Source organism: Alistipes sp. i18-0019-D1 (assembly GCF_042852885.1).
Classification (GTDB): domain Bacteria; phylum Bacteroidota; class Bacteroidia; order Bacteroidales; family Rikenellaceae; genus Alistipes.
Genome location: NZ_AP031424.1, coordinates 944,742 through 967,463, shown reverse-complemented (window position 1 = coordinate 967,463; position 22,722 = coordinate 944,742). Strand labels below are relative to the sequence as shown.

The following is a 22,722-nucleotide window of genomic DNA, read 5'->3' as shown; positions in this document are numbered from 1 at the left end:
TATGACCGAAGATTTCATCCAGGAAAACGAGGATCGGGAGCTGTTCCGGCGGATCAAGCAGGGGAGCGAGGAGGCTTTCCGGGAGGTCTATGCGAAGTACCACCGGATACTCTATGCCGTGGCCCTGAAGATGCTGAAGGACCGTTCCGCAGCTGAGAACGCCGTGCAGCACGTCTTCGTGAAACTCTGGATCGGGCGGCAGGACATGACCGTCATGCTGAGCCTGCGGAATTACCTCTACACGATGACCCGCAACTACATCCTCAATTACCTGCGCAGCCGCAATACCGAGCTGGTGCACAGCTACCGCCTGGCGCAGCTCGTCCCCGAGGCTTCCGACCCGCTCGACGCGCAGATCGAGCGCGAGGACCTTTCGCAGGTGCTCGATGCGGTGATCGCGGGGCTTCCGACCCAGAAGCGGCAGGTCATGTGCCTGCGCAAGGCGGGCTATTCGAACCCCGAGATCGCCGAAATGCTCAACCTCTCGGTCAACACCGTCCGTTCGCACTACCAGGAGGGCGTCAAACTCCTGAAAAGCCGCTTCGGCCGTATCGTTCTGCTTATCGTCACCCTGCAAACCTTATTTTTATGAACAGACCTTCGGAAGAACTTTTGCATAAGACGCTCGAAAACCGCGCCACAGCCGCCGAGGCGGCCTCGGTCGCCGAGTGGCTCGCCACCGGTCCGGGCCAGGCGTGGGCCAGCCGCTACATCGGCCGCGATTTCGACCGGCAGGAGTTCTGCGGCGACTACGAGCGGGAGGAGGTCGCCTCGGAGCGCATCTTCGCGCGGATCAGAGCAGCCCTCACGCGCGGACGCCGTCGCCGCATCCTCTTCCGTGTCGCCGCGGTCCTGATTCCCGTCGCGCTGGTGCTGGGCGTCGCCCTGCGCCTCGACCGTCAGGTAGGGGGCATCTTCTCGGGCGCGGAGTACGGCGAATTCGTCGTCGACCGGGGCCGGCGCACGCAGTGCCTGTTCCAGGACGGCACGGTCGCCTACCTCAATTCCGAGTCGAAAATCCACTATCCCGTCAAGTTCGGGCTTTTCGAACGCCGCATCCGGCTCGAAGGCGAAGCCTATTTCGAGGTGACCCACAATCCCCGGCGGCCGTTCGTCGTGGAGTTCGAGGGCGGAGAGATACAGGTGCTCGGCACGTCGTTCAACGTCAAGGCCTACGGCGGCGACGACATCGTCGCCGTGACGCTCGACGAGGGCCGCGTGGTGCTCGACGACCGCCGTGGCGGTCGTTTCGAACTGTCGCCCTCCGAACAGCTGCTCTACGACCGCCGTTCGGGAGAGGGGCGGATCGTCCGCGGCGCCGATGCCATGCGTTATTCGATCTGGAAGGACGACGTGATCTCGTTCCGCGACACGCCGCTCGGGGAGGTGCTCGAAACCCTCTCGCGGTGGTACGACGTGCGCTTCGATTTGACGCAACAGCCCCCGCAACCCATATCCTACACCTTTACGACCGACAACACGCTGCTGGATAATGTTTTGCGCGAAATGGAGCTGATCTCCCCGGTATGTTTCGAACGCTCCAAAACCGAAATAAAGGTAAGTTTCAGATAAAAAAAGAGTTTCGGCTCATCGTTTTTTCCCGTTTGCGTGTCTATTCTGTGAAAAGCGCGCAAACGGGCTTTTTAGTAAACAACTACCTAAACTAATCTGTATGAAACGAATCAGACTACTATTTCTGATGCTGCTTTGTGTAGCCGGGACGGCCCTGACGGCCCGGGCGCAGAGAGTGACGTTGAATTTCCGGAATGCCAAGCTCGAACAGGTGTTCGGGCGGATTACCGAGCAGACGGGCTACACGTTCTACTATGCGCGTCCGACGGTCAATCCCGACAAGGTCGTCAGCATCGCCGTCGAGGATGTCGACGTGCGTGCGGCGCTGAAACGGCTGCTGGCCGACGACAAGGTCGAGATCGAGATCCGCGACGGCAAGATTTACCTTTCCCCCCCCCGGCAGAGTGCCGCCGCGCCGCAGTCCGTTAAGGGCATCGTCCGGGATGCCGCGGACCAGCCCGTCGTCGGGGCCGCGGTGATCGTCAAGGGGACCACCCGCGGCGTGAGTTCCGGTACCGACGGCTCGTTCTCGTTCGAGGGCCTGGCTGACGGCGCCGTGCTGCAGGTCTCGGCGCTGGGCTACGCCGCCGCCGAAATTCCGGTCGGCAACCGTTCGTTCGTCGCCGTGGAACTGAAAGAGGACGCCACGCTCGTCGACGAGGTGGTGGTCGTGGGCTACGGTACGCAGAAGAAGGCCAACCTGACGGGCGCCGTTGACCAGGTCTCCTCGGAACTTCTGGAAAACCGTCCCGTGGCCAACGTCACGCAGATGTTGCAGGGCGCCGTCCCCAACCTCAATATCTCGCTGGCCGACGGCAAGCCCAACCGCTCGGCGTCGTACAACATCCGCGGCAAGACGTCGATCGGCGCGGGCGGGTCGGCGCTGGTGCTGATCGACGGCGTCGAGGGCGACCCCGCGATGCTCAACCCCAACGACATCGAGTCGGTCTCGGTGCTCAAGGACGCCGCCTCGGCCGCCATCTACGGTTCGCGCGCACCCTACGGCGTGGTGCTCATCACCACCAAGGACCCGGGCAAGCTCACCGACAAGTTCACGATCAACTACACGGGCAACGTCTCCATCCAGCAGCCCACGGCCATTCCCGACGTCGTGGACGACGGTTACGTCTATTCGCGCCTCTTCTACGACGCATGGTACAACTACCGTTTCAACGAGCCGACGGGCTTCAACAACTCGCAGGACTTTTCGCGTGCGTGGCTCGACACCTTCCGCCAGCGCAAATTGGCGGGCAACAAACTCGAAACGACCGTCGATCCCGACGGCAAATACGTCTACTACGGCAATACGAACTACTACGACGCGCTCTACAAGAATACGGTGATCGCCCAGACGCACAACGTCTCGGTCAGCGGTTCGAACGGCAAGATCAGCCACTACCTTTCGGGGCGTCTGTACGACTACGACGGCCTGTTCAACTTCACGCCCGACACCTACCGCACGATGAACCTCCGTTCGAAGGTCTCCTCGCAGGTATTCAAGTGGCTGAAAATCAGTAATAATTTCGACTATACGCACGACCGTTACCGTCAGCCGATGGGCTACTCGAAGGAGGGCGGCGGCGTGCTGTGGCGTTCGGTCAACGACCAGGGACACCCCTCGTCGCCGATCTTCAATCCCGACGGTACGCTCACCAAGTCGGGCGCCTATGCCATCGGCGGCCTGGTGACGGGCAACAACTGGCTCGACCGTACGACCAAGACGCTCAAGAACACCACCACGCTCAACGTCACGATGCTGGAGAACCGCCTGCGCCTGACGGGTGACTTCTCGTTCCGCACCAAGGACTACACCGAGACCAAGAAGACCACGGCCATTCCTTACAGCGCCTACGAGGGCGAAACCATCTACCTCGGCACGCCCGAGACCGACGACGTGATGAAGGAGTCGCTGCAACTGACGACCTATATCGCCACCAATGCCTACGCCGAGTTCGAGGACACCTTCGCCGAGAAGCACTATTTCAAGGCGCTGGCCGGTTACAACTACGAGCAGCAGGACTACAAGTCGACCTACTCCGAGCGTAACGGGCTTCTGATGCCCGACGCCGGCAACATCAACTTCGCGCTGGGCGACGTCATGTCGATCACCGCCGGCGGCAGCCGCTGGCGTTACGTGGGCGCTTTTTTCCGTTTCAATTACGCCTACGACGACCGCTACCTGCTCGAAGTCAACGGCCGCTACGACGGTTCGTCGAAATTCCCCGACAACTCGCAGTGGGGCTTCTTCCCCTCGGCTTCGGCCGCCTGGCGCGTTTCGCAGGAGAAGTTCTGGAACGTCAGCCCCAAGGCCGTTTCGAACCTCAAGGTGCGTGCTTCGTACGGTGCGCTGGGCAACAGCAACGTCGATCCCTACACCTACCTCGAAACCTTCGGGCTGTCGACTTTCGGAACCGGTTCGGGCGATGCGGCCCGCTACCTCTACGGGCAGGCCAAGCTGCGCTATACGAGCCTCCCGGGGCAGATTCCCGACAACATCGGCTGGGAGACCTCCAAGACCTTCGACGTGGGACTGGACGCCGGTTTCCTGAACGGCAGGCTGAACCTCACGGCCGACTACTACGTCCGCAAGACGGTCGACATGTACACCGTCGGCCCGACGCTTCCCGACACCTTCGGCGCGACGGCTCCCAAGGGCAATTACGCCGACATGAGCACCTACGGCTATGAAATCGCGCTGAGCTACAACGACTCGTTCAAGCTGGCGGGCAAGCCCTTCAATTTCGGGATCAAGGCGACGCTGGCCGACTATTATTCCATAATCGACCGCTATAACAACGCCTCGCGCAAGCTCTCCGATTACTACGAGGGGCAGCGTCTGGGCGAGATCTGGGGTTTCGTCTGCAACGGGCTGTTCCAGTCGCAGGCCGAAATCGACGCGGCGTTCGGCGGCAAGGGCTACAAGAATGACATCATGCAGACCTCCGAGAAGTACATCACCTATCCGGGCGACATGCGCTTCGAGGACCTGAACGGGAACGACGCCATCGACCGCGGCAGCAGCACGGTCGACGATCCGGGCGACAGGAAGATCATCGGCAACTCCGAGCCGCGCTACCTCTACACCATTTCGCTCAATGCCGACTGGAACGGGTTCTTCCTCTCGGCGCTGTTCGACGGCGTGGGCAGACAGCAGTGGTTCCCCAGCGACGAGAGCCTTTTCTGGGGCATGTACAACCGTCCCTACAACCAGGTTCCGACGTGGCATTTGCAAAACTACTGGACCGAGGAGCGCCCGAACGCCTACCTGCCGCGCTACGTGGGCTACTACGGCCCGATGAACGCCGGCACGGCCAACATCAACACGCGCTACCTGCAGGACGTGTCTTACATCCGTCTGAAGAACCTTCAGTTCGGCTACGAACTGCCCAAACGGTGGATTTCGAAGATCGGCCTTTCGAAGGTCTCGGTCTACTTTTCGGGCGAGAACCTCTGGAGCTGGTCGCCGCTCTACCGCTACACGAAGGATTTCGACGTGACGGTGGCCAACAAGAAGTCCGACACCGACCTCCAGTCCTCCTCTTCCGACAACAAGGGCGACGGACATAACTATCCCGTGATGCGCAGCTTCAGCTTCGGCATCTCGATCACCTATTAAACTGTTTACGCGCTATGAAAAGATCAACCTATATCCGGAGTCTGCTCGTGGGCTGTGTTGCGTTCGCTACATCGTGCGACCTGACGGAGAACGTGCAGGTGAAAGCCGACAAGTCGATGATTTTCGGATCGAAATCGGGTCTCGAGCTCTACTCCAATTCGTTTTACAAAGCCCTGCCGACGCTCAAGAACGGCTTCATGCAGGACAAGATGTGCGATGTGGGAGCCGTCAGCAACACCGACACCTTCATCAAGCAGGGGGCCTACAACACCGAGACCGCGACCAGCTGGAGCTGGGGCACGCTCAAGAACGTGAACTACTTCATCGACGGCTGCAACGACCCGAAATACTGCACCGTCGACGCCGAGACGCGCGACAACTACCTCGGCATCGCGCGCTGGTTCCGTGCGTGGTTCTACTACGACAAGCTGACCACCTACGGCGAAGTGCCCTGGTTCCCCAACGACATCCAGTCCTACCAGAACGACGTGATGTACAAGGACCGCGACAGCCGCGACGTGATCATCCGCAACCTGATCGCCGACCTCGATTTCGCCTACGAGCATATTCAGGCCACCTCGTCGACCGGCAGCGCGACGCTCACGCGCTGGGCTGCCGCCGCGCTCAAGTCGCGCGTCTGCCTCTTCGAAGCGGCCTACCGCCGTTACCACAACCTCACGGGGCTTGAGATAACCCCCGAGGAGCTGTACCGCGAGGCCGCCAAGGCCGCCAAGCTGGTGATCGACAACAGCGGTTGTTCGCTCAACACCGCCGCGGGCAAGAAGGGCGCCTACCGCGATTTGTTCTACAACGAGACGCCGCTGACGCAGGAGGTGATCCTCGCCGTCTGCGCCAACGAGAAGTCCGGTATCTTCGGCGAGCAGAACTGGTGGTTCAACGCCCGCTCGTACGGACTGTGCTGGAGCCTCGTCCGCTCGTTCGTCCACACCTACCTCAAGCAGGACGGCACGCCCTTCACCGCCGCCGCCGACTACGCCGTGAAATCCTTCGCCGAGGAGATGGAGGGGCGCGACCTGCGCCTGGAGCAGACCGTGCGCGGCCGCAATTTCCTGTGGGACGGCAAGACGGCCGTCGCCGACATCAAAAACCTTTCGCTCACGGGCTACCAGGTGATCAAGTACACGCTCGACGAGTCGAAGTACGACGGCGGTGCGAAGAACATCAACAGCATTCCGCTGATCCGCTATGCCGAGGTGCTGCTCAACTACGCCGAGGCGCAGGCCGAACTGGGCCTGATCACCGACTCCGAATGGGCGCTCACGGTCGGCGCGCTGCGTAAGCGTGCGGGCATTACGGGCGGCACGGAGACGCTGCCCACGACCGTCGACAGCTACCTGCAAAGCACCTTCTACCCGGATGTGACCAGCCCCGTGCTGCTCGAAATCCGCCGCGAGCGGGCCATCGAACTCGTCGCCGAGGGCATGCGCTTCGACGACCTGCGCCGCTGGAAGTGCGGCTCTCTGATGGAGACCCTGCCGTGGACCGGCATCCACATCCCCGGCCTGGAGCAGCCCGTCGACGTCAACGGCGACGGCGTGAACGACTACTATTTCACCGAAGGCGAGGTTGCGTCGGCTCCGGCGGCCTACAAGAACATCGCCGTCCGTGTCAATCAGGACGGCGTGGGCCTCTATGCCGAGGCGAATGCCGTGGCGGGTTACGACCTCGTCTACAAGACCGGCGCAGGCGACCGCTACTGGTATCCCGACGGACGCCAGTATCTCTATCCGATTCCCGCCAAGGTGATCCGGGATTACAGGAACGCGGGCTATACGATCTCGCAGAATCCCGAGTGGGACAACGAATAAATAAAAAGCAAAACCATGAGCATACTCCGTTATTTACTGACGTTTACGTTGAGTTTCGCCTTCGTTTTCGCCGCCGGGTGCAGCGATCCGAAGCCCGACTACTCGGAATTCTACAAACCTGAACCGGGCGACGATCCTGTCGATCCGATCAATCCCGGCCTGGAGGACAACCAGCTGCGGGTTATGTCATTCAACGTCCGTTACAGCGCGGGCGACGACGGCGCGAACAGCTGGGACAACCGCAAGAAGGCCGTTCCGGCGATGTTCGCCGACCAGCAGCCGACGGTGCTCGGCGTGCAGGAGGCGCGTCTCGACCAGAAGACCTACATGGACGAGAACTGCGCGGGCTACAAGAGCGTCGGCGTGGGCCGCACCGACGGCAAGAACGCCGGTGAGTTCATGGCCATCTACTACCTCGACGATGCGGTGAAACTCGAAAAGTGGGGGACTTTCTGGCTCTCCGAGACGCCCGACACCCCGTCGGTCGGCTGGGACGCCTCGACCTACCGCACGGCGACATGGGCCTTGTTCACCCACTACAAGTCGGGCCGCAAGTTCTTCTATGTCAACACCCACATCGACCATGTGGGGCAGGTGGCGGCCCAGAAGTCGATGGAGCTGATCGAGGCGAAGATCAGGTCGCTCAATCCCGACAACCAGCCGACGCTGCTGACCGCCGACTTCAACAAAATGCTCGACAGCCCGATTTTCGACGGCGTGAAGAAGTTCATGGTCGACGCGCGCACGACCGCTCCCGTGACCGACAACAAGGCGTCGTTCAACAACTTCGGCGGGGCGACCAACTACCCGCGCATCGACCACATCTTCAGTTCGGGCTTCACGCCCATGCGCTTCGCCACCGTCGACCAGCGTTACGAGAAGGTCCCCTACATTTCGGACCACTATCCCGTTGCGGCCGTGCTGGAGTTCAAGTAATCCTGCAACCAAAACTCAAAACCGATTGAAATGAAACGATTTATCTATATGCTGGCCGCTTTCGCCCTCCTGGGGGCCGCCTCCTGCCAGCCGGACGAGGAGGTGGCGGTCCACGCCTCGTTCACCACCGACAAGGAGTCCTACGACGTGGGCGATCCGGTGGTGCTCACCAACACTTCGACGGCCGAAAACGCCCTCATCGCCATCTGCAAATGGGAACTGGGCAAGGGCGTCGTCTCGTATGAAACCACCCCGGAGAACATCTCCTACGATCAGGCCGGGGAGTACGTCATCAAGCTGACGGTCACCTCCGACCGCGGGGCGAAGAAGTCGTCGTTCGAGAAGACCATTCTGGTCGTGGACAACAACATCCGGCCCGTGGCCGACTTCACGTGGTCGCCCGAGAAGGTCGTGGCGGGCGAGCCGGTGCAGTTCACCGACCTTTCGACCGACGAGGACGGCGAGGTGGTGGCCTGGGAGTGGAAATTCGGAACCACGACCTCCGACAAGCAGAATCCCGAATTCACCTTCGCGGCGCAGGGGGCTACGGAGGTCTCGCTCACCGTGACCGACAACAAGAAAGGCAGGAACACCAAGACGGTGACCATTGACGTGGGCCGCGGCGCCATCAGCCTCGACCTGCTCTGGTCGTATCCCTACGACGACACGAAGGATGCCTACGTCTACGGCACGTCGCCTGCCGTAAGTCACGACGGTGAGTACGTCTATGTGACCTCGACGGGCTATTCGCTGGTTTGCTTTACGAAGGCGGGCGAGCGTCTCTGGGCCTTCGACATCGGCAGGGACGGTGCGTCGGCCGCGAACAACAGCGGTTCGATCAAAGTCCAGTCACCGACCCCTTCGGTCGACGCCGACGGCACGGTCTACGCGCTGGCGGGCTTCAACGAGCCGAACAAGGGTGCGGGCGGCAGCTCCTTCTATGCCGTCAGCGGCGGCGCAGGGGGCGGTTCACAGGTCTGGCACGTGAATACGGGCGTGAACACCAGCTTCCGGTTCCTTTCGCCGGCCATCACCGAAAAATACCTGTTCGTCGTGATGCGCAACGCTCCGTCAGGACATCAGAATTTCCAGGTCTATGACAAATCGTCGGGCGACCTGGTGGACGAGCGGCATGTCAACGGCGGTTCCTACGGCGGCGTGCTGCCGCTCAAAAACGGCATGGTGATCGCCGGTACGGGAGGCAGTCACGGCATGCGCGTCTTTTTCCCCGACGGCGCGGGCAAATGGAAATTCTCCTGTGTGAAGTCGAACGGCCGCGAGCACAACTACGGCGGTATGGGCGAGGATAAAACCTGCGAAGCCCCGAACGGAACCCAGCCTGCGTCGGGTCCCGGCGGCAAGGTCTACATCCTGTTCCAGAACCAGGGCGTGCGCGCGGACAAGAGCCTGGGCGGGGGTGTCGTCTATTGCTATGATCCGGCAAAGACCGTCTACGGGCAGACGCCCGAACCGGAGTGGTACTGTCCCGTCAAGGGCGATTGCGGCCAGTCGGGCATGGGCGTGGCGCTGGGCGAGGACGGCACGGTCTACGCCGCGACGCAGAAGACCGGCAGCGTGGCGGCCCATGTCACGGCCATCTCCGCACAGGGCGTGAAACGCTGGGAGCACGCCGCCGACGGAGACATCAACGGCGTTCCGGCCGTCGACGACCAGGGCTTCGTCTATTACAACGACCGGACCACGGGCAAGCTGGTGAAACTCCGCCCGGAGGACGGTTCGCGCGTGGCGGAGATCAAGCTGGCCGACGAGCTGCGTTCGTCGCCGACGATCTCCTACGACGGTACGATCTACGTCAACGGCATGAAGGACGACAAACCCACCGTCTTCGCAGTGAAGGGTGCGGCCGAGGGCTGCGCCGCGTCGTGGTCGCAGCAGGGAGGCAACCCATCCAAAACCGAGTATATGTACTGATCCGCTGAAAATCAGGGATGAGCGGGCCGCGTCGTGAGATGCGGCCCATTTTTTTTCGGCCTCCGTGTATGTCGTTTCCGGCAAAATCCCCTCTTTATAATGGAACGGGCGCAAGAACCGGGACGAAAAAAACCTCGAACACAATTCTAAATTTCAGCAGATGATCCGAAAACTATTGGTGCTGTTGCTCTGCCTCACGGCGGCGACGGCGACGGCGAAGAAGCCCAAATCCTCCGCTTCGAAGAAGACGGAGCGTTCGGCCGAAAAACCGAAGGAAATCGACTACGACAAACTTTTCAAGGAGAAGCATACCGTGGCCGACGGCATGTTCCGCCTGCACGACGTCAAGGGGAAGCTCTATTTCGAGATTCCCGATTCGCTGTTCGGCCGTGAGATGCTGCTGGGGTCGACCATTTCAGAGGTCTCGGACAACGCCGCGGCGACCACCGGCTCCAAGTCGGACTATCCGCTGCACGTGGTCTTCACGCGCACCGACCGTTCGGTCCAGCTGCGTACGGTCAACTGCGAGAACGTCACCGACGAGACGGGGGCTTCCCGCGCGTTGGCCGAGGCGGTGAAGCGGAACACGGCCGACCCCATCCTGCGCAACTACAAGATCGAGGCCTGGAACCGGGACAGCACGGCCGTGGTGGTCAACGTCACGGACCTGTTCGTGGCCGACGTGGAGGAGATGTCGCCCTTCTCGAAGTACGGGCTTTATACGGCTTTCGAGTTGAAGAAGACCTTCCAGAAGGAGCGTTCGATGCTGGGCGAAATCAAGGCTTTCAGCGACAATGTGGTGGTGCGCAGTACGTTGAGCTATATTTTCTCGCTCACGCGCGGCCGCACGACGCTGGTCAAGGACCAGCCCTTGACGGCCGTGATGACCCGTTCGCTGGTGCTGCTGCCCCGCGAGCCTTACCGTCCGCGCATCACCGACAGCCGCATGTCGGTGTTTCCGACCGGCAAGGTGCTTTTCAGCGAGCGCGAACAGCGCGCCAAGGTGATCTACTACGCCCACCGCTGGCGGCTGGAGCCGTCGGACATGGAGGCCTGGAAGCGCGGCGAGCGGGTCGAGCCGAAGAGGCAGATCGTTTTCTACGTCGACGACGGGTTTCCGGAGATGTGGAAAAAGCATATTTTCGAGGCCGTCGACCAGTGGAACGAGCCTTTCGAGCGCATCGGGTTTAAAAACGCCATCGCCGCAAAGCCCTATCCGACGGACGATCCCGAATTCGATCCCGACAACATCAAGTATTCGTGCATCCGCTATGCGCCGATCGCCATTGCCAACGCCATGGGCCCCTCGTGGGTCGATCCGCGCAGCGGCGAGATACTCAACGCTTCGGTCTACGTCTACCACGACGTGATGAAGCTGCTGAACAACTGGCTGTTCGTCCAGACGGCGCAGGCCGACGAGCGCGTGCGCGCCGTGACGATCCCCGAGGAGGTGATCGGCGACGGACTGCGCTACGTCGTGGCCCACGAGGTCGGCCACTGCCTGGGTTACATGCACAACATGAGCGCCTCGGCGGTGATTCCGGTCGATTCGCTCCGCTCGCCGTCGTTCACGCAGAAGTACGGAACGACCACTTCGATCATGGACTATGCGCGCTTCAACTATGTGGCCCGGCCCGGGGATCGGGAGCGCGGCGTGAAACTCACCCCGCCGCGTTTCGGCCTCTACGACTACTACGCCGTGAAGTGGCTCTACACGCCCGTGCCCGACGCTGCGACGGCTGTCGACGAGTATGCCGTCACTTCGAAGTGGATGACCGAGGCCGCCGCCGATTCGGTCTACCGTTTCGGCAAGCAGCAGTTCAGCCGCTCGATCGACCCCCGTTCGCAGTCGGAGGACCTGGGCGATGACGCCGTGAAGGCCTCGGGCTACGGCATCGCCAATCTGAAATACATTCTCGGCAGCATGAACGCCTGGATCGGTGCCCAGGACCCCGATTTCTCCCAGCGGCGCACCCTCTACGATGAGGTGCTCACGCAGTACATCCGCTACCTGAACCACGTGCTGGCCAACGTCGGCGGCATCTACTTCGCCGAGAAGATGGAGGGCGATCCCGTGGAGGCCTACCGCAGCGTGCCGCGCGAACGCCAGCGCGAAGCCCTGCTGTTCTGCCTCGCGCAGCTCAAGGACATGAAGTGGCTGGACAACGCCGAGCTGATCCGCGACATGCCGCTGATGGGCTCGCCCGCCGAGTCGATCATGGCCTCGCTGGTGTCGGTCGTCGTGGCCGCCCCGGCGCGTGTGGCTTTGAGTGCCGCGCTGGCCGAAAAGGACGCCTACACGCCCGAGGAGTGCCGCAGGGATGTCTATGACTTCGTGTGGGCTTCGACGCTGAAGGGCCGCACGCCCGATGCGCTGGAGATGATGCTCCAGCGCGAATACGTCCGCAGTCTCGGTCTTTCGGCCGGGCTGAAATACACTGGGACCGGAGCGCGGGAGGAGAAGAAGCTGGTGTCCGACGAGGGACTGATACCCGTTCCCGCCTTCCTGGAGGAGCATGCGGCCCGCACCGCGGCGCTCACCGCCTGCGGGGAGTGCTGGGACCGCGATCCCTTCGAAGCGTTTTCCGCCGCGCACCGCGTCGACACTGCGCCGCTGCTGGGCTACGGCTCTCCGCGCCTGAACTATTACGACCCGCGCAACACCGAGGCCGGGGATTACGCCGCGCTGCTCGAACTGCGCGCGATGCTCCGCTCGAAGAGCGCTTCGGCGACGGGCGAAGCGCGCCTGCACTACGAACTGTTGCTGCGCAACATCGAGAAAGCGTTGAAAAAATAAACCTTCCGGATCATGACGAAACTGTTTAAGATAGCTTTTCTTTCGCTGCTGGCGGGGATCCTGCTGCTGCCGGCGGCGTCTCTGCCCGTCCGGGCGGCCGGTTCGGCCGCCGTGGAAGCCGGGGCCGGGGACAAGAAGCGCGACAAGAAAAAGAAGCAGGACGCCGATACCGCCGCCAAGGCGACTCCCTACGAGAAACTGTTCAAGGACAAGCGGGTGGAGACTGTCCGCGGAGGCGGGCTGACCCTGCACCTGGCTGCGGACAAACTCTACCTCGAACTGCCCGATTCGCTGCTCGGCCGGGGGCTGATGATCACCACGACGATCGAGCGCACGGGCGATCCCGGCGACGGGCTGGCCCATCAGCAGCCCGTGCCGCCCTACATGGTCGAGTTCGGCCGCGGGAAGAGCGACACGCTCCTCTACATGCGGGAGTTCGCTCCGGTGGTGATCGTCGACGGCAGCCCCGCGATGCGTGAGGCCGTCGGGCGGAGCAACATCGGCCCGATCGCGGCCTCGTATGCCGTGAAAGCCCGCACGCCCGACAAGAAGTCGTCCGTCGTCGACGTCACGGCGCTTTTCGTCGGGGACGCCAAACGCCTGCGCCCGATCGACTCCGACGGCGGCAACACCTACGGCGGCTGGATGACGGCCAAGGCCGATTACAAGAAAGACCGTTCGATGCTGACCGGCGTGACGGGCGGAAAGGGGTGCGTTTCGGTGGTGGGAGAGCTTTCCTACGGCACGACGGTCAGCTTCCTCGGTGTGCTCGACCTGTGGAAGGACAAGCCCCAGTCGATCGTCGCCCGCCGCACGCTCCGCGTGCTGGGCGATCCCGAACGGCGGATGAGGCTTTGCGACCAGCGGCTCGGTCTGGCGGCCAAGGCGTTCAAACGCTTCTCGGACCGGGAGCAGGAGGCCAAGACCGATTATTACGCCTGCCGCCGTTCGATCGTCGACAGCGCGGGGAAGGTGCGTCCCGTGGTATTCTACGTCGACACGGCCTTCGACGCTTCGGCCTATGCCGCCGTCGAGCGGGGGCTTCTGCTGTGGAACGACGCCTTCGCGAAGATCGGCTGCGAGGATGTCGTGCGGGTAGAGCCTTTCCCGGCCGATCCGGCTTTCAACGACAACAGCCTCTATAACAACTGCGTGCGGCGCACGGGAACCTCCAATTCGGAACTCTACACCGCCTCGTGGGTCGATCCGCGCAGCGGCGAAATTCTCGGGACCGACATCTTCGTGCCCTTCAATTTCACGGCCGCCATTCAGAAGGAGCTGCTCCTGACGCTGTCGGCCGCCGATCCCGAGGCGCGCACCACGCAGCCTTCGGCGCGTCAGATCGCCGACGCCCTGACGGTCATGGTGGCCCGCCGTGCGGCCTCGGCCTTCGGCGTGATGCCCAACTACGCCGCCTCGTCGGCCTATCCGACCGACTCGCTGCGCTCGCCGTCGTTTACGCGGAAAAACGGCCTGGCGTCATCGATCACCGACGACGTGTTCTACAACGTCGTCGCGCAGCCGGGCGACAAGGAGCGCGGCGTGAAGCTCGTGGCCGATGCGCTGGGACCTTACGATTATCTGGCAGTCGAGTGGCTCTACAAACCCGTTCCGGGAGCCGTGACGCCGCAGGACGAAGCCCCGGAACTGCGCCGCCTGCTCGCCTCGAAGGAGGGTGACCCTCGTTTTTTCTTCGCGCAGTACGCCTCGGGGGCTTACGATCCCCGCGTGGGGGCCGGAGACCTGGGCGACGATCTGTTCCGGAGCGTGGCCCTGCAATCGGCCAATCTGAAATATGTCGCCGAGCACGGCGACGAGTGGCTTTCGGGCCGCGACGGCGACTACAAGTTCCGCGAGGAGCTGCTCACGGACATGGTTCTGCGCGTCAACGCCCTCGCCTCGCAGCTGATGCGCTACATCGGGGGCGTCTATATGAATCCGGTCTATGAGGGGACGGCCCGGCCCGCCTGTACGGCCGTGCCGCGCGAAGTGCAGCGGCGTGCCCTGCGCGAGGCGCTCGCCCTGACCGCCGACCTCGGCTGGATCGACCGGCAGGGAGTGTCGAAGAACGTTTACAACCGTGTGCAGGCGTGCGAATACCTCCAGCGCCGGACCGCACGCACGCTTCTTGAAAAACTCGGAACGCTGGACCTCGCGGCTTCGAAGGCCGACGATCCCTACACGGCCGACCGCATGGCGAAGGACCTCGTGGCGTGGTTCGAGGAGCGGATCCGTTCGCGCGAACCGCTGACGGAACATGCCCGCAACCTGCAACAGTCGCTGCTCAAGTCTACCGTTGCCGCGGCCAACGTCAAAGATAAGGCTTCGTCGGGTTCGGGAAGCGCCTTTGCGCTGTCCGACGGGGGCGGTTCGCTGTCCGACGGAGGCGATTTGTTTGCGGCGGCTGATGCCGGGGCGCTTCCGGACGTGTCGGCGGAGCCGCGGACCGACGATTTCACGCCGCTGGGCGCCGGTGACGTGCAGAGTGCCGCCTACGGCTACCGGACGCCGCGGGTGATTCCCGCCTTCCGGGAGCATCTGTTCTACGGACTGCTGCTCGACATGAAGGCGATGTACCGGCGGGGAGCCGCGACGGCTCCCCGGACCGACACGCGCAGTTTCTGCCGCTACATGGCCGACCGGATCGACCGGGAACTGGCCGTCGAATAACGCTGACGGAAAAGCGGGCTGTAACCGAAAGTTACAGCCCGCTTTTTTGTGCCCGGGGGATCAGCGCGTTTGGTCGAGGATGACGGTCTGCCCGGTGAGGCGGCTCCGCTCGGCCTCGAAGCAGATGCGGTGGCTTTCGACCGAGTTGGCGATCGACGTGCGGAAACGGTGATCCCGGCGGCTGAGCGTGTCGACGAAATCCTCGACCAGGTTGAGGTCCGCACCGGCATGGAACGGCTTGCCGAGGATGCCCGAGAAATCGTAGACCTGTTCTTCCCCGCCGCGGAACCGGCGTACGCGCAGCGTGCGTTCGTCGCCGTCGATTTCGCCGTGGGTCAGCCGGATGTGGGTTTCACGCTGGTCACCGAGCGTGAAGGCGTCCATCGAGAACGAGATCGTGACGTCGTTTTCCAGCTCCATCGAGACGATCTGGTGGTCCACCACGTCGTTGTCGCAGCGGAACACGCACCGTCCGTAGTCGCCCGTGCGCAGCTGGCGGAGGATGACCTCGTCGAGTGTCGAGCCTTCGGGGACGTCGAAATTCGAAATCCAGTCGCGGCGGTTGTAGTAGAGGTCCACGGCCGAGTAGGGGCACTCCTTTTCCAGCGGGCAGTCGATGCACCGGGCCGTGCTTTCGGCCGGGGCGTTCTCCGCACGGAACCAGCGCAGCGACCCGAACGATGAGAGTTTCCGGCAGCGGGCCTCGGTGAGCCACAGCAGGAAGTCGATGTCGTGGCAGCATTTCGAAATCAGCATCGGATTGGTGATCTCCTCGCGGCGCCACATCCCGCGGACGAATCCGTGCGTCGTGCGGTCCAGCCCCACGGCGGCGAGGTGGCTGATCGAGATGATCCGGCCCAGTTGGCCCGAGTCGACGATCTCCTTGATCTTGATGAAGTAGGGGTGGTATCGCAGGACGTGGCACACGCCGACGATGACCCCTTTGCGCCGGGCCGCTTCGGCGATACGGCAGCATTCGGGCAGCGACTGGGCGATCGGCTTTTCGAGCAGGACGTTGTAACCCGCCTCGATGGCCTTCATGCAGGGTTCGAAGTGCATGTTCTCGGGCGTGCCGATCAGGATGGCGTCGGCCGGAACGGGGTTTTCGAAAAAACGTTCGTAGTCGGCGAAGCACTGTTCGGGCGTCAGCCCGAATTTCGCGGCGACGGCGTGGCGGCGGATGTCGTTGCGTTCGGCGACGCCGACCAGTTTCAGCCGGCCGGGGTTCCGGACCGCGTATTCCAGGTATTTGTTGGTACGGTTGCCCGCCCCGATGGCTACGATCGTGATGGGCTTCGCTTCGCTCGTTCGCTCCATGGCTCTCCTATTCCGCGGTTTCCGGTGTTTGTTCCTCCTCGCGGGCGTGTTTGCGCTCGGTCCGCTCCGCGAGTTTGATGCTCAATTCATACAGCCCGTAGAGGGGCAGGATTACCAGTATGAGGCTGAAGATGTCGGGCGGGGTGATGATCGCTGCGACGACGAGCAGGATGACCAGCGCGTGCCGGCGGTATTTGCGCAGAAATCCGGCCGAAACCAGCCCCATGCGGGTCAGGAAGTAGATCAGCAGCGGCAGTTCGAACATGAAGGCGCAGGCTATCGAGACGATGATGACGGTGGTCAGGTAGTCGCTGATGTCGAACATGTTGGTGATGAACTCGCTGGCCTGGTAGTTGGCGAAGAAGTTGATCGACAGCGGCGCCATGACGAAATAGCCGAACAGCAGCCCTCCGAAGAAACACAGCGACACCCAGAATACGAACAGGTGGGTTCCCTGGATCTCCTTCGGCGTGAGTGCCGGGCGCACGAAACGCCAGAACTCCCACAGCGTGTAGGGCATGGCCATTGCAAGTCCCGTCAGGAGGGAGATCTTCATGTGGAGATTGAACTGCCCCGATAGCGAGGTGTTGATGATAGAGAAACGGTCGTTGGCGATGTGGAAGGTCGCCGGATCGGCGTCGAGCGACGTGCCGAGCACGCCGTTGATCCATTCGGCGATATGCGCCCACTGAGTGCCCACCCATGTCAGCATGCGGTTGGTGGGGAAGTCCGGGCTTTGCGGCCCGAACAGCACCGTGTCGATAATGAAACTCTTACAGAAGAAGGCCACCAGTCCGATGACTCCGATCGCCATCACACCCCGCACCAGATGAGGGCGCAGGGCGTCGATGTGCTCGAAAAAAGTCATCTCCGACGGCTCCGGATCCTTTTTTTTCATGTTCAGTTGTTTGCCGCAGCGGAGCAGGGGTGATTATTCGGTCTTTTCGGAGTCTGATTTGTCTCCGGGCTTGTCTCCGGGTTTGTTGTCTTCGGCCGTATAGTCTTTGTTGACGGCATCCTTGAATTCTTTGACGCCGCGGCCCAGTCCGCGCATCAGTTCGGGAATTTTTTTACCTCCGAAGAGCAGGATGACTACCAATACGATTACGATGATCTGTCCGTAACCGATTGCGCAAGGGATGAACATAGTTTTTTCTTTTAGGTTTCTTACTCGGAACTCGGTGGCGCGAAGGCTGCGCTCCGGTCTATTCTCCGCAAATATAACACTATTTTTGCGATTCGCCGCACTCGCGGCCCAAGAAAACCCGCCCGAATATCGGGCGGGTTCGTTTTCGGTCGCAGGGGGACTATTTTTTTGCTTTCTCCGCGGTCAGTTCCTTGATTCGGATGTTGCGGAACTTGATGCCTGCTCCGTGTCCGAGCAGTCCGATGTGTCCCGAGGGGTTGAAGAGTCCGGGGTGGTTCTTGTGGTCCACGGTGTATGGGTTGTTTTTGCCGCCGTCGGGGGCCACGTTGTGTCCCTGGCAGGCCTGGCGGATGTCTCCGTCGAGAATCACTTCACCGTTCACCGTGACGGTGATGCGGTCTCCCACGGCGCGGATCTCCTCGACGTTCCATGTTCCCAGGGGCGGGAATTTCACGCGTTTGGCCGGGATGATTCCGTAGACGGATCCGTGCTGCTGGTAGACGCGCAGGTTCTTGTAGATCGGGGCGTCGTGGTCGAGCACCTGGATCTCCATGCCGTGGTAGGCTGCGTCGACGCCCATCGGCGTTCGGATGCCGATTCCGTTGTTGACGCCCTCGCGGTCGAACGCGAATTCGAATCGCAGGACGAAATCTCCGTACTCCTTCTTGGTGTAGAGGTTGCCCGAGCCGCCGTACTGCGCCGTGACGTAGATCGTGCCGTCCACGGGGACGTAGTTGGTGGTGTTTCCGGTCCACTTGTGCATCGACATGCCGTCGAACAGCACCTCGAAGCCTTCGTGTGCCTCCTCCTCCGAGAGTTCGAAGCGCGGCGTGGCGGGCAGTTCGCGGACATACATTTCGCGGACGCTTACGGGCGCCTTGCCTGCGATGAGCAGGAGCTGTCCCTGGGCGTAGGCCGGGATCTCCCTGTTGCAGGCGTTTTCGAGGATGACGTTTTCCGCGGTCGTGACGCCGTTGAGGAGGACCGTCACACGGTCGCTGACGACCTTCACCTGCATCGTATTCCACTCCCGGGGGCTGTTCGCGGCTGCTTTGGGCGAGGTGTTGTCGTGGAGCCTGTTGCCCGTCAGGGCTCCGGAGTTCTTGCCGCCGAGGGCGATCTGCGGAATCGAGCGGACGCCCAGCCCGGCCTCTGCTTCGGTCTTCCATTCGAGGATCAGTTCGAAATTTTCGTAATTCTTCGCCGAGCCTATCACGCCGGCGTCAGCCGCTCCGGTCAGGACGCCGCCGGTGGCGGTCCAGTTCTTCGCCATGGCCGCGTCGGCCTCCTGCTGCGCTTTCGCCAGCGCCTTGGCCTTCATCTCCTTGCGGGTCTCGGGATCGCCGACCACGGCCTTCCAGCCGTCCGGTTCGAGCGATACCGGGGCATATCCCCCGGCGGGGAGTTTGGCCATCAGGCCCTTGATCTCGTCGACGGCGTAACCGGCGTCGGCGTCGGATTTGGCCAGCCCGGCATATACCTGCAGGGCCTTTTTCAGTGCTGCGGCAACCGTCTCGCCGCCCAGCGCGGGGTTCTTCGCGGCGACGGTCTTCACGACCAGCGCCGCCGTTTCGGCCGTCGCGGGGGTATCCATGTAGTTCACGGCGAACGTCAGGGCGGGGAATACCGGGGTTTTGGAGAGGGCTTTGAGCAGTTTGTTCTGCACCTTGGCCGCGGGTGCGGCCTCCAGGCCCCGGCGGTAGAGCTGGTATTTGCGCATCGGCGTATTGCGCGACTTGGTGACGAAATCCGCGTAGCGCGATATTGCGGCGTCGGTCCATGCGGGGTTCTCCCCGGCGAGCTGGTAGAGCACTTCGATCATCGAGGGGTTCTCCACCGTGAGCAGGGCTGCGAATGCGGCCTTCCGGTCGTCGGCTTTCAGCAGCGCCTGGATGGCGTCGTCGGTCGCCGCCTGCGCCAGCAGGGGGTAATACCGGGCTTTTTGGGGCGCTGCGGCCATCTGCCCTGCCACCATCTTGTACTGCATGTCGGGAGCCTCCTTGGCCAGGGCGTTTTTCAATCCGGCCTGCAGGGCCTTCACGTCATTCTCCTGCGCCTTGTTCAGCAGGCCGCACAGACGGTTGAAGTCTGCGGGGGTCGTGACGCCGGCCAGCGCGTCGTAGGCTGCCGTGCGCACCTCCCTGTCAGGGGAGTTCAGCAGGGCGAACACCTTGCCGGCGGCGGAGGTGATGCGCCGTTTGGCGACGAGCTTCAGGGCGTTGGCCTGCGTGGCGGGATCTCCGTCGAGTGCCGCTACGAACGCGGCGTTGGGCTTTCCGTTGAATGCCGCGAGGGCCGCCGCCGCCTCTTTGGCGTGTGCGCCTGCCAGCTGTGCGACGAGCGCGTTCAGTGCCTCCTGCCCGCCGATCTTTCCGGCGGCGCGGATGGCTGCCAGAGCCAGTTCTTCGTCGGGCGAGGAGATGGCTGCAATCACGGCGTTGGCCTGCGATGCGGCATGACGTGCGCCCAGCCAGCTCACGACGTCGGTTTTCGCAGCGTCGGAGAGCGACGGCATCTTCTTCACGATGGCGGCGTAAAGGGCGTCGTCGGCGAAATCGCCGGCGAAGTCGAGCGCAGCGCAGCGGTATTCGCGGTCGGCGTCTTTCAGCGCTGCGAGTACCTCCGAGGTCTGTTTTCTGACATCCGAACGCAGTACGATCCCCAGCCCTGCGGCCCGGACGTTCTGCGGCATTGAGGTTTTCTGCAACGCCTTGGCTGCTGCGAGGGCCTTGCTGTTGCCCGCGGCGGCGAGGCGTGCGATCAGGGCGATGTAGGCGCCCGTGGCGTCCGTCTTCGTGAAGGCGTAGCCGTCGGCCTTGGCGGCTGCGGCGAGCGGCGCGATCGAGGCGGCTGTGCCGCACTTGGCCAGTGCGTTATAAACGGCCTCTTTGGCCGGCGTGCCGGCCGCGGGGTCGGCGGCCCACTTCAGCAGCGCGGGTTCGGCTGCCGCGAGGCCCTTTTCCGCTGCGGCATAGGCCAGCAGGGCGTTCGGGGCCGGGCTTGCGTCGATCAGCGCGAGGATCGCTTCGTCGGTTCCGGGCGTGGAGATCAGTCCGCGCACGGCGTAGTCGGCGAGGTACTTGTCCCCTGCGTATTTCACGAATACGGGTGCTTCCTGCGCCGTTGCGCACAGCTGGAGCAGCGAGAGCAGGAAGGCCTGGTTGGGTTTGTCCGTGCAGGCGGCGACGGCGTCCGTCAGTCCGGCGCGCACCTCCCGGGCAAGCTCCCCGCGGCCTTGGGCCGAGACGTAGCTCACCACGCCGTTCAGGGCGTATTCCACGGGAGCGTTCTTGCCTTCGGCGGCAGGCACGAGCATGCCGGCCATCATCCGGATTCCGTCGGCTCCGGTCGCCGCGAGTTCCTGCATCAGGCTGTCGAACGCCTTGGGCGTCCGGGCCGGGAGGTTGGGCCAGGGCGTCCGCCACGATCGTCTCGGCGGTGCGCTGGCGCGCGTCCTGCGCCCCTGCTGCGAAGGGCATCAGGGCGGCGAGGAGTATGGTGATAAAGATCTTCTTCATGTTTTTTTCAGGTTTTGGACGTTATCAGATTTTCCACGGCGTGCGCATCGGCTGGTCGATGAGGCGGTTGGCGGCCTCGTCGCCGACGAAAAGCTGCTTGTCGGGATCGAACTTCAGCGTGCGGTTCAGGCGCAGGGCGCAGGTGCCGAGGTTTACGAGCGTGGAGCTGCGGTGGCCCTTCATCTCGTCGAGGGCGAAAGGTTCGCGGTTGCGCACGCATGCCAGGAAATCGGTGTTCTGCGGTTCGGGGTCGGGCATTTCGGCGATCTTCTCCATGACGTCGGGAATCGTGCACTCGAAGCCCTGGTAGACCTTGCCCAGCGGTCCTTCGATGTAGGGAACCTTGCCCTTGCTCTCGTAACCCTCGCCTTCGAGCACGATCTGGCAGCCGTCGTCGTAGGTGTAGACGATCTTGCGCCAGATGCCCACGGCGTCGGGATGCTGCTGCGGAGCGTCGACCTCGATCTTCACCGGCGACGTGCCGTCCTTGCCCAGCAGGTACTGCACGGGGTCCATGTAATGCTGGCCCATGTCCGTGAGGCCGCCGCCGTCGTAGTCCCAGTACCCGCGGAAAGTGGCATGCACGCGGTGTTTGTTGTAGGGTTTGTAGGGTGCCGGTCCGAGCCACATGTCGTAGTCCAGCTCTTCCGGAACGGATTGCGGACGGAGGTTCTCCTGCCCCACCCAGAAGAATTTCCAGGTGAATCCCGTGGCTCCGGAGATGGTCACCTTGAGGGGCCATCCCAAGAGGCCGCTGTCGACGAGTTTCTTGAGCGGTTCTACCGTCGTACCCAGTCCGTAGAAGGTGTCCTTGAATCGGAACCAGGTGTTCAGGCGGAAGATGCGCCCGTTCTGCCTGACGGCCTCCACCACGCGCTTGCCCTCGCCGATGGTGCGCGTCATCGGCTTCTCGCACCAGATGTCCTTGCCGGCCTTGGCCGCCTCGACAGCCATGATACCGTGCCAGTGGGGCGGGGTGGCGATGTGTACGATGTCGACGTTGGGGTCGGTGATCAGATCCCGGTAGTCGTGATAGCTTTCGAGAGTCTTGTCGAACTTCTTGCGGCCCAGCGCGACGGCGCTTTCGAGGTGCTTGCGGTCGACGTCGCACACCGCCACCAGGCGGCACGCATCGTTGGAGGTGAAGTGGTAGCTGCTCTTGCCGATGCCGCCCACGCCGATGATGCCCTTGGTGAGCTGGTCGCTCGGGGCGACGAATTTGGGGCCTCCGAGCACGCTGCGCGGCACGAGGGTCAGCAGCGCCAGTCCGCCTGCCTTTTTCAGAAAATCTCTGCGGTTACTCATAGTATTTCAGGTTGTGTTTTTGAATGCTGTCGATAAATGTGGAATGGAAAAAGCGGTTCCGTCCGGAAGGGGGAACCGCCGTT

Annotated in this window: 13 protein-coding genes; 8 read left to right on the top strand and 5 right to left on the bottom strand. The window is 62.6% G+C overall.

Features of this window, described 5'->3' with window-relative positions; translation table 11 throughout:
- Position 1: 1 nt before the first annotated feature.
- The 8 genes from ACGHP5_RS03915 (at position 2) to ACGHP5_RS03880 (ending at position 15,352) form a co-directional block, all read left to right on the top strand.
- Complete coding sequence (locus tag ACGHP5_RS03915; protein WP_290533245.1) at positions 2 to 592, top strand: RNA polymerase sigma factor; 591 nt, start codon at positions 2 to 4, stop codon at positions 590 to 592.
- Entirely contained in the window at positions 589 to 1,572 is a 984-nt protein-coding gene (locus ACGHP5_RS03910) for a FecR family protein (RefSeq protein ID WP_290533244.1), read from the top strand. Before ACGHP5_RS03915 ends, ACGHP5_RS03910 begins: the two co-directional genes overlap by 4 nt.
- Before the next feature lie 100 nt (positions 1,573 to 1,672).
- Positions 1,673 to 5,188: a SusC/RagA family TonB-linked outer membrane protein gene (locus ACGHP5_RS03905; protein ID WP_390568096.1), complete on the top strand. Its 3,516-nt coding sequence runs from the start codon at positions 1,673 to 1,675 to the stop codon at positions 5,186 to 5,188.
- Between the two features lie 14 nt (positions 5,189 to 5,202).
- Complete coding sequence (locus ACGHP5_RS03900) at positions 5,203 to 7,017, top strand: RagB/SusD family nutrient uptake outer membrane protein (RefSeq protein WP_290533242.1); 1,815 nt, start codon at positions 5,203 to 5,205, stop codon at positions 7,015 to 7,017.
- A 15-nt stretch (positions 7,018 to 7,032) separates the two neighbouring features.
- A complete protein-coding gene (locus tag ACGHP5_RS03895; RefSeq protein ID WP_390568095.1) occupies positions 7,033 to 7,953 on the top strand; it encodes an endonuclease/exonuclease/phosphatase family protein in 921 nt (306 codons plus the stop codon).
- Positions 7,954 to 7,983: 30 nt separating this feature from the next.
- A complete protein-coding gene (locus tag ACGHP5_RS03890; RefSeq protein ID WP_337755831.1) occupies positions 7,984 to 9,885 on the top strand; it encodes a PKD domain-containing protein in 1,902 nt (633 codons plus the stop codon).
- Positions 9,886 to 10,045: 160 nt separating this feature from the next.
- Positions 10,046 to 12,682, top strand: coding sequence for a zinc-dependent metalloprotease (locus ACGHP5_RS03885; protein ID WP_390568094.1), 2,637 nt, complete (start codon positions 10,046 to 10,048; stop codon positions 12,680 to 12,682).
- A 12-nt stretch (positions 12,683 to 12,694) separates the two neighbouring features.
- Positions 12,695 to 15,352: a zinc-dependent metalloprotease gene (locus ACGHP5_RS03880; RefSeq protein ID WP_390568093.1), complete on the top strand. Its 2,658-nt coding sequence runs from the start codon at positions 12,695 to 12,697 to the stop codon at positions 15,350 to 15,352.
- Positions 15,353 to 15,412: 60 nt separating this feature from the next.
- On the opposite strand, the gene ACGHP5_RS03875 is transcribed toward ACGHP5_RS03880, so the two are convergent.
- From ACGHP5_RS03875 to ACGHP5_RS03855, 5 genes are all read right to left on the bottom strand, one after another.
- Complete coding sequence (locus tag ACGHP5_RS03875) at positions 15,413 to 16,669, bottom strand: Gfo/Idh/MocA family protein (RefSeq protein WP_390568091.1); 1,257 nt, start codon at positions 16,667 to 16,669, stop codon at positions 15,413 to 15,415.
- 7 nt (positions 16,670 to 16,676) lie between these two features.
- The gene (tatC, locus tag ACGHP5_RS03870) at positions 16,677 to 17,567 is read right to left on the bottom strand and encodes a twin-arginine translocase subunit TatC (RefSeq protein WP_390568089.1); all 891 of its coding nucleotides are present in this window, start codon (positions 17,565 to 17,567) and stop codon (positions 16,677 to 16,679) included.
- Between the two features lie 33 nt (positions 17,568 to 17,600).
- Positions 17,601 to 17,816 (bottom strand): twin-arginine translocase TatA/TatE family subunit, encoded by a 216-nt coding sequence (locus ACGHP5_RS03865; RefSeq protein ID WP_290533235.1) that lies wholly within the window; start codon positions 17,814 to 17,816, stop codon positions 17,601 to 17,603.
- A 160-nt stretch (positions 17,817 to 17,976) separates the two neighbouring features.
- Entirely contained in the window at positions 17,977 to 21,183 is a 3,207-nt protein-coding gene (locus ACGHP5_RS03860) for a family 16 glycoside hydrolase (RefSeq protein WP_390567341.1), read from the bottom strand.
- Between the two features lie 175 nt (positions 21,184 to 21,358).
- Positions 21,359 to 22,639 (bottom strand): Gfo/Idh/MocA family oxidoreductase, encoded by a 1,281-nt coding sequence (locus ACGHP5_RS03855; protein WP_290533233.1) that lies wholly within the window; start codon positions 22,637 to 22,639, stop codon positions 21,359 to 21,361.
- Positions 22,640 to 22,722 lie beyond the last annotated feature (83 nt).